Annotated in this window: 11 protein-coding genes; all 11 read left to right on the top strand. The window is 30.0% G+C overall.

Features of this window, described 5'->3' with window-relative positions; translation table 11 throughout:
• The first annotated feature begins 514 nt into the window (after window positions 1-514).
• The 11 genes from IGJ37_RS11415 (at window position 515) to IGJ37_RS11365 (ending at window position 14,203) form a co-directional block, all read left to right on the top strand.
• Window positions 515-715, top strand: coding sequence for a hypothetical protein (locus tag IGJ37_RS11415; protein WP_002365266.1), 201 nt, complete (start codon window positions 515-517; stop codon window positions 713-715).
• Between the two features lie 64 nt (window positions 716-779).
• Window positions 780-1,610, top strand: a complete 831-nt coding sequence (locus tag IGJ37_RS11410; protein ID WP_002365265.1) for an McbB family protein — start codon at window positions 780-782, stop codon at window positions 1,608-1,610.
• A complete protein-coding gene (locus IGJ37_RS11405; RefSeq protein ID WP_085443165.1) occupies window positions 1,603-2,259 on the top strand; it encodes a hypothetical protein in 657 nt (218 codons plus the stop codon). Before IGJ37_RS11410 ends, IGJ37_RS11405 begins: the two co-directional genes overlap by 8 nt.
• The gene (locus IGJ37_RS11400) at window positions 2,243-3,220 is read left to right on the top strand and encodes a hypothetical protein (RefSeq protein WP_002399541.1); all 978 of its coding nucleotides are present in this window, start codon (window positions 2,243-2,245) and stop codon (window positions 3,218-3,220) included. Before IGJ37_RS11405 ends, IGJ37_RS11400 begins: the two co-directional genes overlap by 17 nt.
• A 17-nt stretch (window positions 3,221-3,237) precedes the next feature.
• Window positions 3,238-4,281, top strand: coding sequence for a YcaO-like family protein (locus IGJ37_RS11395; protein WP_010711509.1), 1,044 nt, complete (start codon window positions 3,238-3,240; stop codon window positions 4,279-4,281).
• A 12-nt stretch (window positions 4,282-4,293) separates the two neighbouring features.
• Window positions 4,294-4,974, top strand: coding sequence for a hypothetical protein (locus IGJ37_RS11390; protein ID WP_002365261.1), 681 nt, complete (start codon window positions 4,294-4,296; stop codon window positions 4,972-4,974).
• Window positions 4,961-5,551: an ATP-binding cassette domain-containing protein gene (locus tag IGJ37_RS11385; RefSeq protein WP_002365260.1), complete on the top strand. Its 591-nt coding sequence runs from the start codon at window positions 4,961-4,963 to the stop codon at window positions 5,549-5,551. Before IGJ37_RS11390 ends, IGJ37_RS11385 begins: the two co-directional genes overlap by 14 nt.
• 808 nt (window positions 5,552-6,359) lie before the next feature.
• Window positions 6,360-7,784, top strand: a complete 1,425-nt coding sequence (locus IGJ37_RS11380) for a helix-turn-helix domain-containing protein (protein ID WP_142477162.1) — start codon at window positions 6,360-6,362, stop codon at window positions 7,782-7,784.
• Window positions 7,781-8,167, top strand: coding sequence for a hypothetical protein (locus IGJ37_RS11375; protein WP_174113033.1), 387 nt, complete (start codon window positions 7,781-7,783; stop codon window positions 8,165-8,167). The genes IGJ37_RS11380 and IGJ37_RS11375 overlap by 4 nt, the downstream gene beginning before the upstream one ends.
• A 59-nt stretch (window positions 8,168-8,226) precedes the next feature.
• On the top strand, window positions 8,227-13,905 hold the full coding sequence (locus IGJ37_RS11370; protein WP_430598921.1) for an isopeptide-forming domain-containing fimbrial protein: 5,679 nt from the start codon (window positions 8,227-8,229) through the stop codon (window positions 13,903-13,905).
• Between the two features lie 85 nt (window positions 13,906-13,990).
• Complete coding sequence (locus tag IGJ37_RS11365; RefSeq protein ID WP_015543579.1) at window positions 13,991-14,203, top strand: hypothetical protein; 213 nt, start codon at window positions 13,991-13,993, stop codon at window positions 14,201-14,203.
• Window positions 14,204-14,273: the final 70 nt, after the last annotated feature.

Here is a 14,273-nt window from a genome sequence, read left to right as displayed (position 1 = left end):
ATTTCAGGTAGTAGTTTCTGCTGAAATGTATTGAGAATACTGGTTTTTAATGTCTTTTTTCGTACAGTAAATAAGTTCAAAAAGCAATGATTGTTAGCTCTTGTGTTAGCGGTTGTTGCTTTTTAAATACTTAAATATGTTTTGTTATTAAACAATATGCTTTCCTTATAGTAAGTATCAATTCATAAAACTAGTTATTCACAATTGTTATTAAAGAGGTAAAATCCGAAAATATGCGAATATGCATTGTATATTATAATTTTAATGTGATAAAATAAATATTTTAAAAATTATTTTTGTTAGAATTTTCATTGATATAAAAATAGAAAAATTAATGATAGTTGTTTTGTTATTAATTTTTTTGTTTTTGTTGTCTAATCAAAGATTTTTAGATTTTTCAGTATAAAAATACGTTTTTTAATTAGAATAAGATGAGTTTTTGCTTGAAAATTGATTGGATAGTGGTAAAATAATTTCATCAATATTGATAAAATTATAACGGAGGTGTATTAAAATGAATGTTGAAGAAGTTTTAGTGTCGCAAAAAACCCCAAATGCAATTAATGAAGAGACTGAATTATATGGGTTTGGGTATGGTTCTGTCGTTGAGAACATTACTGTCTCTAAAGGTGGAGGCGGTGGTGGAGGCGGCGGCGGTGGCTGTTGTTGTTGTTGCTGCTGTTGTTGTGGGGGTGCCACAGGATTAGAAGAATAGAAACTTCATAAGGTAAGTGGACGCACTTACCTCTTTACATAATCAATTAAAAAGGAGTGAAAAAATGTATAAAGTAAACCCTTTTATATGGCATGATCTTAGTGAAAAAGAAACATTCTTTCAAACAAAACTATCTTCGATAATTATTACTAATAAAAATTTAGTTAGAATGTTAAAAGATTTAGAAAAAAATGAAGTAATAAATTTTGAGGAATCTCTATTATCTAATTATTTTAGGAGCAACATGATTAATAATGTACTGGTCTTTTTAGAAGAAAATAAATTAATTAAAAAGCTAGATATAGAAAATAATAAGGTTAATGAGGTTTTGGTATATACCGATGATTCTGAATTTTCTGAATTATTCGATTACGTGTTTTCCGAAAAATTTACAATTAGTCATCAGAGTAGTATTTCCCACTTAGAGTCTAAAAATATGGATGGTAAATTGCTTATAGTATTTTTAAAGGCTTTCAATTTTAAAGAATATGAAAATATTGTAAATATAGCCAAGGAAAAGAATGTAGTCATTAAAATAATTTTTAGCTATAATCATCATATTTATTTTTCGAATTTCTATAAAAGGGAATGGTACAATCCATGTCCAATATGTTTTTTTTCTGAACTAGAAAGCCAATTAAGAGGAGAAATAACTTCTGATACAGCTAATTTTCAGACAATTATAGATTTACTTTATACAAAATCACAAAATTTTGCTATAGAATACCCGTTGCAAAAGGATGATTATTTTACGATAGTTTATACCATAATGAGGAATTTGGATAGCGATTTAATGAAATGTGACTTAGATGAAGTTTTATCTATTGATTTAAATAATCATTTAGTTACAAAAGATATTGCTTATCATTGGGGGTATTGTGATTGCTATGAGTGATTATTATTGGAATGAATATAGGAATGTACTATTAGATGAAGCATATTTAATTGATACGTTAAAATATCAACAAAGGGTAGTGAATAAACAAGTAGAAGAGAATAATTTAGATGAATTGAGCGATGTTTTAGGTCTTTATAATGTGAAATACTCGGATATTAGGTTAGCGGTATATTCTTTTGATGAGTTACCTGTCTTTATAAAAACGTTAGTTAGTGATTTACAAAAAAATTATGCTTCCTTTATATATAAAGTTAGTATGCCAATACTAGCCATAACAAAAAAAATAGGGAATGTAAATACTGGTTGTTATTCTTTTGATTTTAAAAATAATTTTTTGATTCTATATGAAACTGATGTAACTAAGATTAGAGAAATAGTAAATGATAAACTGGTATTAGCTTTTTTTTTAAACATAGAGGATGCAATTTGTTTATATAAAAAAAAGGCGTACACAAATGGTATAAAAGAAATTGGTTATGTTTCTAAAAGCAGTCAATTAGCGATTAGTAAAGAAAAAAACATAATAATAAACGAAATGCTAGTACCAGAGCAACAACTGACAAATGGATTAGGTATAAACTTGAGAAAATGTTTGTTAATGGAAGCTTTAATTTTAGAGGTGTTAACTAATGATATTCACGAATAAAAGTTCCTACGGTGTGAAAAGTGATATGTTTTTATCAAATATAAATATTGGATATGTGAATTTTTCACGTGTCAAGATTAAGCAAGGAACGACAGCAGGTAGTGCTTTCTCAGTTGACGAAAATAAACAGTTATCACTTATTAAAAGTTATAATGAATATTTAGAAAGACTTTTCTTAGGGATACCATTAAGTACAAATAAAACTATTTCTTCTGTAAATTTAGAAAAAAATATTGTAAGTAGCAGAAAATATTCAGAATTTGGATATGGAAATCATGAGTTCGGATTTAATGATACGACAGGAACTTCATCTGGAAAACTTTCAGAAGTAATAATCCAAAAGGCACTAACAGAATTGATTGAGAAAAATGAAGTGTTTTGTTTTTGGTATGGTTTGAAAGGGGAAAAGTTAAAACAAGATAAAGAAATTCATGACTTAATTAATGATTATAATTTTATTTCAAATATGTTTAAAATTTATGTAGTTCGTGAACTTAGTAATTATTCAACAGTGATCGTGATGGGGTTTTTAGAAGGGAAATTACTAACCTCAGGTGTATGTTGTAGTATTACTATGGAACAATCTCTAATTTTAGCCTTGAAAGAAGCTAAGGGAATAGAGTGGCAAACTTTTAATAATCCCTTAGCAAAAGCAAATAAATTTTCTGATAAATTGCATAAACAAATTTTAAAAAAAGTAAAGTTTATGGATGAAACATACAAGGTTATTACAAAAGATTCTATACAAGCTACGAAATACATTGAAACTGCTGATTGGATTAACCATGTTGAGATCTCCGTAATTGGAGATGACATAAATAGAGGAGTTAAAACAATAAAATGTATATCCAAACAGTTACTAAATTCTGTACCAATTAAGATAAACATTGAAAGACAAAAAGATAAAGAGATTATTAAGAGATATTTAATTGATTATTCTATTGATTGTCCTATCCAATGATAGAAAGGAGAATACTTTTGAAAGGTTTTTTAAGAAATAAGGTGAATTTTGTTTTAAATGAGGATTTATTTATGTCACATCACTATAACGTATATATAGAAAAATATTCTAAAAGACCTATCAAAGCCTATGAGGTTGATTTAAAGAATAAAAGGCAGCATATTCTTTCAACTTTAGGAGAGTATTTGGAGCGAGAAACACTCATCAACGAAAATTCACCAAAAGAGCATACGGTTATTGCTACGAATTTAATTGATGGAAGCATTAAACAAGTTAATCTTGATATGATTTTGTTTAAGAATAGTTTTGTTGATTCTTCTGGTATGGCCTCGCATAAAAAATCAAAGCCATTAATATGGACAGCGTATAAAGAATTCTTTGAAAGACAGAGCTATATTACTAACTTCTTGTTTCATACTAAGGCTCAGCAATTAAATATAGATAAGATAGAAGAAATAAAAAAAATAGACAGATATTTGACTAATTATTTAGACAATGTCAAATATTATAATATATCTTTAAGTAAGAACCTTTACGTGGTACTTGCCGTTGGGTATGGTGAAAAATACAAAGCAGTGGGTTTGGGAACTAGTCAATCAGCAAGAAAAGCAGTAATAAAATCACAAAAAGAAATATTACAATATTTTGCTACATCGCATTCAAAATATAAAGAAGGAAAAGTTAGTCAAGGCTCTGGATTAGTAATTGACAATAAGGACATTTATCATGACTATTTTGATAGATTGAGCTCGAAAGAAGTTAAAGATTTATATGCATATCTTGAAGGTAGTGAATTTATTATTCTGAATAATGAAGAGAAAATAGAAAAAGTTAGTCATACATTTACTATCAAAAATATAAGTAATTCTCTTAATATGTATCCGTATATTACAATGTTTGAAAATAATCATGCTAAGAATGTGAAAGTAGTGAAGGTATTTGACCCAAAGTGGTTCCCCAACATGGCACCAAGAAATTTTTCGAAAGAAATAATATTAAATGTAGAGAATATATTAAAATTAAAAAGAAAAAATTTTTCAGAACTGTTACCATTTCCGTAAGGAGGAGTGAAAATGTTTATCTCAGTTAAATCATATGCATTGTTTAATATTAAAATGTTACTGAAAGATAAAATTCCTTTATTGTGGTCAATAGCCTTACCTGTAATTACTTTTTTTATGAATTATAGAAGTGTAACAAATGAATGGGAATTGGCATATTGGTGGGTATATATTGTTGTTTGTTCCTATGTTTATGGAGTAGGAGTTTACGCATTACAATTAAAGGAATATGGAAGCTTAAAAACAATTTTTTCAATAAATAATTCACCTTGGGCATTTTTTTTAGGCAATCTATTAACGCAAATTATGTTTAGCTTTATCAGTGTAAACTTACTTAATTTGATTGTGGTTATTTTACTACCATTATCGTTTCTCCGTCTTTTTTTATATAGCTTTATTACTATTATAGCGTGTTTACCAGTTGCATTTTTTAGTTACAATTTAACTCTAATAAAAAAAGTGCATGCTAATACTATAAATTCAATATTTACAATGCTAATTTTTGGTTTATTTATATTGTTAAATACGAATATAGAGTTAAATAAATATAACCCTCTGTCAATTTTATCTAATGTTTTAATTGAACATAAAAATATGGATGTCTTCAAATATGTTACTTTTTCAATATTTTTAGTTTTTATTAGTATGTATTCTATAGTTAAATTTGAACCGATTTCAAATGAAAGAAGGTAAAGCTATGATCGAAATAAAGGATTTAAATATTCCTTATGTAGATAAAAAAATAAGTATGAATATTTTAAAAGAGTATAATTTATTTACTGGTGATAATGGTAACGGAAAAACCTTACTATTAGATTACATTTCAGGAGTAAAAAAGGCAAAAAGAACTGTAATTAAAGGAAATGAAAGTATCATATATATTAATCAAAACATATATTTTTCTGATCGTTTATCAGGAATGGACTTTCTGAAATTTAGTTATGGTTTGGACGGAAAAAAAAGTATTCAATCTTTTTATCAATTAAGCGATAAAATTCTTAAGCGTGAAGATATTGATAAGTTGCTTAAAAAACAATGGGGAATGCTTTCAGGAGGGGAAAAAAAGTTCCTTTATGCTCTTATTTTGATGTCTTTAGAAAGAGAATGGTATATTTTAGATGAACCGTTTGCTTTTGTAGATAAGAAAAGAAAAAAAATGTTATATAAGATTATAGATATTAAAATATCAGAAGATAAGGGTATTATCTTAACTACTCATGAAGAAGATGAAGTAGTATTACAATCAGTTAGCAAGGTTTTTGAAATATAACTGTAAGAAGTAGTGTCATCATTTTAGAATATTTAATGTTGTACGATAAAAAAATGAATTATAATAAGCTCAGACTGTAGTTTAAATTATAGTAAATATAAAATAATTATGTTTTTGTATAGTAGTTTTTTTGAAAGTATAGATAGTACTGGTTGATTTGCAATGTTTTTTTTTGCAAAGTAATTAAGTTCAAAAAGTAATGATTTCTAGCTTTTGCGTTAGTGGTGCTTGCTTTTTATTAAAGCAAGCAAACTGTGGAGGTCAAGTCTCTATTAAAATAATAGGAATCTTAATTTTAATTTCTATATTGGAGTTGAATAAAAATAATAAAAAAAGGAACAGTCATTGCATAGTGCGCCCCCAAAGTTAGACTAAAAAATCTAACTTTGGGGGCGCACTACATTGTTAATAGATAACTGTTCCTTTTTTATTTAGTAAATGAATTTTCGCTTGTACATAATAATATAAAGAAGACATAAAAACTAGTTTCCGCTAGTTTTTATATCAGATAGATTGTAATAGAAGTTATGAACTTCTACCAAATAATTATAGCAAAAAAAAATTTGATCATGTGAATGAAATACTTACTATCATTCTACGTTTTTTTGCGTGAATAAAAAAATAATAGACATTTTTAAAGGTATTTAGTATTGAAAATTTGAAGTATTGTAAGCATGACATTACAATAAATTAACTTAGTCTAAAAAATTTTTTGTGTTTGAAAAATATATAGAAAAAAACGATTATTTTCTATAGAAAAGACTGATTAATTAAACTAATATTGGTTGAGTAGAAATGGAGCTGTGCTATGAACTTTAATGTTTTTTTAGATGAAGATCAAAGATACAAATATTATATTGTAAAGTTGCTTGAGTTGAAACAAAATACATTTTTTTCTCAAGCGCAATTGATGGAGGCATTAGGAGTTTCAAAATATAAAATAGATAGATTTTTAAAAGATATTGAAGAAGATAGTGAATTGTTAAACTTACAAATCAGCATAGTTGTAGATACTTCAGGAGAAATAAGAGCACAAGGTTTTAATAACTTAGTAACTAAAAAATTACGATTGTATTATTTGGAGCAGAGCAAGCAGTATCAATTATTATATGAAATGTTAGTTGGTAGCAATCAAAGTGCGGAATCATTAGCTACTAAATTATATGTTAGCCGAGCTTCTATTTACAATGAATTAAAAATCTTGAAAGATAATTTAAAAATTTATGGACTTAAAGTTAAAAATTTGAAAATAGTAGGACGAGAGCTAAAGGTACGCTCCTTTTTTTTCTCGCTATTTAATGATTTTTATTGCGGAATAACTAAGCCTTTCTCTCAAAAATTAAATAAAAGAATTAATAGCTTCAAAAATTTACTATTAGTAAATAAAAATATTTATCCTACAAAAGTACAAGAATATCGACTTGAACTTTTTATTGGTATTTCCTTTATACGAAAAGAAAAAAACTTTTTTCTAGATGAATCTGTATTAGATGTTCCTGAGTTGGATTTGTATCCTTATTTTAAGTTATACGGTAGCAGTAAAAATAAATCTAACCTAGATACCCAAAACGAAATACAAAATATATTCTTTTTTTGTTACACAGAGAACTTGATTAATGATCTACAATGGAAGATAAATTTTAAAGATAATAAAGAAGCATTAGATATTAGTGGAAACTTTGTAAAGGAGTTAGAAAAAGTTGTTATTTTAGACATTAAAATTAAAGAAAAAATAAGAAAAGAAATATTTAGAATTAATCAGAAGTGGTTGTATTTTCACTTTAAAGAGGCAACCTTTGTATTCGAGAATCAAAAAAGTTATTTTCAAGAAATATATTTTAAATGTGATTCAATTGTACGTACTTATTTAGGTCAGAGTTCATTAGAAAAATTATTTGAAGATAAAGAAGAAAAAGTGAAAGTATATTATGATTATTTATTTCTATTAACTACTATAGTTCCAGCAAATTTTATAGAAGAAGTGATTTATGTATGTGTGGACTTTTCTCATGGAAAATTTTATAACGAATTTATCCAAAATAGTATAAGGTCATTTAAAAATTTGAACATAGTTTTTGAGCATAAAATTACAAATGAAACGCAAATTTATATATCCGATTTTGTTTTAGAGGGTATAAGATGTCGGCAAGTAATTTGGAAAAATCCACCTGGGCCAAATGAATGGAAATTGTTTGGTGATCTAATTGTCAAATTGAAAGGAGGTGAAACATGAGTAAATATTTTCTATTTAGTTATCAACTATTAGCTCCATTAATGTTATTAAATATATCGACCGATACTTTTCAAGAGTTCATTAGTAATGAACTCATACAAGTTGCTCAGGTGATAGATAATCAAGCAGAACTACATTTTGGTGATAATCAAAAGAAAACTTCTGAAAAACCAGAAGTACAAATAAAAAAGGAAAAGAAAAATATTGAAATAGAAAAGAAAAAAAAGAAGAATAGGTTTGATGATGTTGATAAAATGATAACTATTTTAGAAAATCCGCCGTACTTAATTGAAAAAGATTCAGAAGAAAGTATTTTAGGAAAAGTTTTATTTAATCTTTCTGGAACAATGCTTTATGGATCTAAAGCAGAGAGAATTTATTAAATGAAAGGATACATTATATGAACTGGAAAAAGAGTTTGTCAATAGTAGGCACATTAATAATGGTAGTCGGGCAAAACATTGCTGGAGTTACTGCATTTGCTGAAACAATTAGCAATCAAGAGTCTATTGTCGAAGATATTTATTTTGAAAAAGATAATACTAAAATATCAGAAATTACTTTAGAACAAGGAAAAGAAGAAACTATTACTTTTGTTGATGAAAATAAAGAAGATGAAGAGGCAATAGTAACTTTACCAGAATCGACAAAGTTAAATCTAACAGAAACTAATTTGCAATTAGGTGATGCAAGTATTGTAAATTATAATGAAGATACAAATCAAGTAAAAATTGCATTCAAAAATAAAGAACAAAATATCAAACGGACAAATCTGATATTGGTTACAAGTGATACAGTGGAAAACAACCAAGCACGCATGTACGCACAGGTTATAAGGCAAGATAGTCAAACCTATATGTCTAAACCAGTAATAATTACAACAACTACAAGTTCAGAAAATAATAAACAACAAGAAGAAACACAAAAGAATGAAGAAGACGGAGAATCTGCCCAGCAAAGTTCTACAAATAGTGAATCTAGTAATTCATTAGATATTAATAGTTTAAATAAAGAGCAAAAAAATGAAGTGGAAAATAATTCTAATGTAGATTCTACGGAATCCACTTCTGTGAAAAAAGAACTACAGGATAAAGAAGAATCCAAAATAAAAAGAGTCATTGAAAGTAGATCAAATATAGATGCTAATATTCCTACACCCCCTGCTTCTAGTACCAACATATTAGATTATTTTAATGTACCCAATTTAGGGAATGCTAGTAATGCGGCCTCTGTGAATGATGATTATCCTCAGTCTGTAACTATAAATCCTAATAGCACTGGACAGTTTGGCGTAATGTGGGCTAATACTGTTATTGACTTAACAAATGATTTTGATATGTCTGCCTATGTGTATATGTATAATCCTATCAATCCAGAGAAACATGGAGACGGTTTAAATTTTGTTCTTCAAAATGATTCAAATGAAAATAAAGCATATGGACAAACAGGATGGGGAATTGGTACGTATGGCACTTCGAGCGAAGCCAAGATAAAAAATGCTTTAGCTTTCGAGATGGATACTTATTACAATGGGAGCGGTTCTGAATTAGGTATTGATGTTATAGGCGATGGCCAAACGCAAAATTTACAAAAAGTAAATTACAATGGGCATATCGCCGTTTTAGAAACCAATAAAGATGTCAGTTCAGATTATGCTAGTGCTTCAGGTATTGATACTGGACATGGTGGTAATTTTGGGCAAATGACACATAACAATGTGCAGTATGGGACAGATACCAACCCAGTATTTGGAAACAAATGGAAAAACTTCAAAGTTCATTGGGATTCTGCTAATCAAATAATTACTTACGAGTTAGAAGGATTTAATCCTACAAATTATCATGTAAGTGATTTAAATCAAACGTTTGGCGGAAAACTGGTTAGGTTTGGCTTTACAGGATCAACAGGATCAAGTACAGAATATAACCTAGTATCATTTAATCAATTACCAGTAGCACCGGTTACTGTTTTCTATAAGGACATTGATACAAATGAAGAGATAGCAGATTCGGAACTATTAACAGGTAAATTAGGAGATTCTTGGAAAAGCGAACAAAAAGATATTGACCAGTATGAGTTTGTAAAAGTAGATAAAAAAACAGAAGGTTCCTTTACTCAAACAGCCCAAGAAGTAACATATTTCTACAGAAAACTTCTACCAAAAGTAGAAGTAAAAAAATCAGTAGATAAAGAAACTGCTAAAGTAGGCGATGAACTAACATATACAATTACAGCGAAAAATAGTGGTGAGGGTAATTGGAATGGCACGATCACCGATAAAATTCCGATGGAATATGTGAATTTGGTAAGTGGAACAACAACCGTAAATGGTGAAAAAGTAGAAGATAATGATGTCTGGAAAGACAATGTATTAAATGTAAAACAAACAATTAAAGCTGGAGAAAGTGTCACAATTACGTTTAAAGTAAAAATAATCAAAGCAGCAGAAGGTCAAACGATTGCGAACGTGGCAGAAACAGATGATCCAAACGTACCACCAACTCCACCAGCGGAAACAAAAGTACCAAAAGTAGAGTTAACAAAAACAGCTGACAAAGCTAACGCCAAAGTAGGCGAAGAAATCACCTATACAATCACAGCGAAAAATAGTGGGAATGGCGATTGGGAAAATGGTACAATCACCGATAAAATTCCGACGGAATATGTGAACTTGGTAAGTGGAACAACAACCGTAAATGGTGGAAAAGTAGAAGATAATAATGTCTGGAAAGACAATGTATTAAATGTAAAACAAACAATTAAAGCTGGAGAAAGTGTCACAATTACGTTTAAAGTAAAAACAATCAAAGCAGCAGAAGGTCAAACGATTGCGAATGTGGCAGAAACAGATGATCCAAACGTACCACCAACTCCACCAGCGGAAACAAAAGTACCAAAAGTAGAGTTAACAAAAACAGCTGACAAAGCTAACGCCAAAGTAGGCGAAGAAATCACCTATACAATCACAGCGAAAAATAGTGGGAATGGCGATTGGGAAAATGGTACAATCACCGATAAAATTCCGACGGAATATGTGAACTTGATAAGTGGAACAACAACCGTAAATGGTGAAAAAGTAGAAGATAATAATGTCTGGAAAGACAATGTATTAAATGTAAAACAAACAATTAAAGCTGGAGAAAGTGTCACAATTACGTTTAAAGTAAAAACAATCAAAGCAGCAGAAGGTCAAACGATTGCGAATGTGGCAGAAACAGATGATCCAAACGTACCACCAACTCCACCAGCGGAAACAAAAGTACCAAAAGTAGAGTTAACAAAAACAGCTGACAAAGCTAACGCCAAAGTAGGCGAAGAAATCACCTATACAATCACAGCGAAAAATAGTGGGAATGGCGATTGGGAAAATGGTACAATCACCGATAAAATTCCGACGGAATATGTGAACTTGGTAAGTGGAACAACAACCGTAAATGGTGAAAAAGTAGAAGATAATAATGTCTGGAAAGACAATGTATTAAATGTAAAACAAACAATTAAAGCTGGAGAAAGTGTCACAATTACGTTTAAAGTAAAAACAATCAAAGCAGCAGAAGGTCAAACGATTGCGAATGTGGCAGAAACAGATGATCCAAACGTACCACCAACTCCACCAGCGGAAACAAAAGTACCAAAAGTAGAGTTAACAAAAACAGCTGACAAAGCTAACGCCAAAGTAGGCGAAGAAATCACCTATACAATCACAGCGAAAAATAGTGGGAATGGCGATTGGGAAAATGGTACAATCACCGATAAAATTCCGACGGAATATGTGAACTTGGTAAGTGGAACAACAACCGTAAATGGTGAAAAAGTAGAAGATAATAATGTCTGGAAAGACAATGTATTAAATGTAAAACAAACAATTAAAGCTGGAGAAAGTGTCACAATTACGTTTAAAGTAAAAACAATCAAAGCAGCAGAAGGTCAAACGATTGCGAATGTGGCAGAAACAGATGATCCAAACGTACCACCAACTCCACCAGCGGAAACAAAAGTACCAAAAGTAGAGTTAACAAAAACAGCTGACAAAGCTAACGCCAAAGTAGGCGAAGAAATCACCTATACAATCACAGCGAAAAATAGTGGGAATGGCGATTGGGAAAATGGTACAATCACCGATAAAATTCCGACGGAATATGTGAACTTGATAAGTGGAACAACAACCGTAAATGGTGAAAAAGTAGAAGATAATAATGTCTGGAAAGACAATGTATTAAATGTAAAACAAACAATTAAAGCTGGAGAAAGTGTCACAATTACGTTTAAAGTAAAAACAATCAAAGCAGCAGAAGGTCAAACGATTGCGAATGTGGCAGAAACAGATGATCCAAACGTACCACCAACTCCACCAGCGGAAACAAAAGTACCAAAAGTAGAGTTAACAAAAACAGCTGACAAAGCTAACGCCAAAGTAGGCGAAGAAATCACCTATACAATCACAGCGAAAAATAGTGGGAATGGCGATTGGGAAAATGGTACAATCACCGATAAAATTCCGACGGAATATGTGAACTTGGTAAGTGGAACAACAACCGTAAATGGTGAAAAAGTAGAAGATAATAATGTCTGGAAAGACAATGTATTAAATGTAAAACAAACAATTAAAGCTGGAGAAAGTGTCACAATTACGTTTAAAGTAAAAACAATCAAAGCAGCAGAAGGTCAAACGATTGCGAACGTGGCAGAAACAGATGATCCAAACGTACCACCAACTCCACCAGCGGAAACAAAAGTACCAAAAGTAGAGTTAACAAAAACAGCTGACAAAGCTAACGCCAAAGTAGGCGAAGAAATCACCTATACAATCACAGCGAAAAATAGTGGGAATGGCGATTGGGAAAATGGTACAATCACCGATAAAATTCCGACGGAATATGTGAACTTGGTAAGTGGAACAACAACCGTAAATGGTGAAAAAGTAGAAGATAATGATGTCTGGAAAGACAATGTATTAAATGTAAAACAAACAATTAAAGCTGGAGAAAGTGTCACAATTACGTTTAAAGTAAAAACAATCAAAGCAGCAGAAGGTCAAACGATTGCGAACGTGGCAGAAACAGATGATCCAAACGTACCACCAACTCCACCAGCGGAAACAAAAGTACCAAAAGTAGAGTTAACAAAAACAGCTGACAAAGCTAACGCCAAAGTAGGCGAAGAAATCACCTATACAATCACAGCGAAAAATAGTGGGAATGGCGATTGGGAAAATGGCACAATCACCGATAAAATTCCGACGGAATATGTGAACTTGGTAAGTGGAACAACAACCGTAAATGGTGAAAAAGTAGAAGATAATGATGTCTGGAAAGACAATGTATTAAATGTAAAACAAACAATTAAAGCTGGGGAAAGTGTCACAATTACGTTTAAAGTAAAAACAATCAAAGCAGCAGAAGGTCAAACGATTGCGAATGTGGCAGAAACAGATGATCCAAACGTACCACCAACTCCACCAGCGGAAACAAAAGTACCTATCGAACCTACTATTCATAAGAATATAGAAGGTGTACAGAAGTTAGTACTAAAGAATAATAAACAGAAATTTAATTGGAATATTACTGTTTCTTTTGGAACCAATACTATGAATTGGAAACAAGCTTCCATTACAGACTCAGTAAATAATTTATTAGACATTGTGGAAGTTACAGTAGTAGATGAAAATGGTAAAGATGTGACTGGGAACGGTACATTAAGTACAGAAAACAACGAAGTTGTTTTTGAAATTAATAAAAAAGATGATAGCTATACTTATTTAGCAGGTCATACGTATACCATGACAATTACCACAAAAATCAAAGGTAGTGTAACGGATGAAGAGTTGGCTCCATATATCAAAGATGGTGGAATACCAAACCAAGCAGATTTAAACTTTGGTAATGAAGGAGATAAAAAGCATTCAGAAATACCTACAATAGTTCCATCAAAAGGGACGCCTCCAGAAAAAACTAATACTCCAAGCAATCAAAATGATAAAGGTAATCTTACTCCTTCAAAAGGTATTTTCCCACATACTGGAGAAAATCAAATGCTAAGTAATATATTACTCGTTGTAGGGACAGGTATTTTAATAATCCTTACAGTATATTATATTCTTAAAAAAAGACGAATCGAATAGTTAATTTGTAGTATAGTTAGAACAGTTTGCATTACTTGATAGTATACAAGCTGTTCTAATGCTTATTAAGGGTAGGTTGTATAGTATGAAACTAAATTTTGATGAAATTAAAGAGATTTTGTTATGTTATCCAGAGGGAATATCTTTAGATGACTTACTTATAATTATGGATATGGATGTTATTAACCAAAATCGTATAAATGTAATAAGTATTTTAAAATGGCATGATGAAATAGAAAAAGTATACACAACTGAATTTGGAAGAATAAAAACGGAATATAAACTAATTTTTGATTAAAAATATTTTACATCGTAGATCATTAAAAAGGTGTAAAGCATATTTTCTATTTTTTAATAGAGAATATGCT

Source organism: Enterococcus sp. AZ104 (assembly GCF_050546705.1).
Lineage (GTDB): Bacteria > Bacillota > Bacilli > Lactobacillales > Enterococcaceae > Enterococcus > Enterococcus faecalis.
This window is presented reverse-complemented; position numbering and strand designations above follow the sequence as displayed.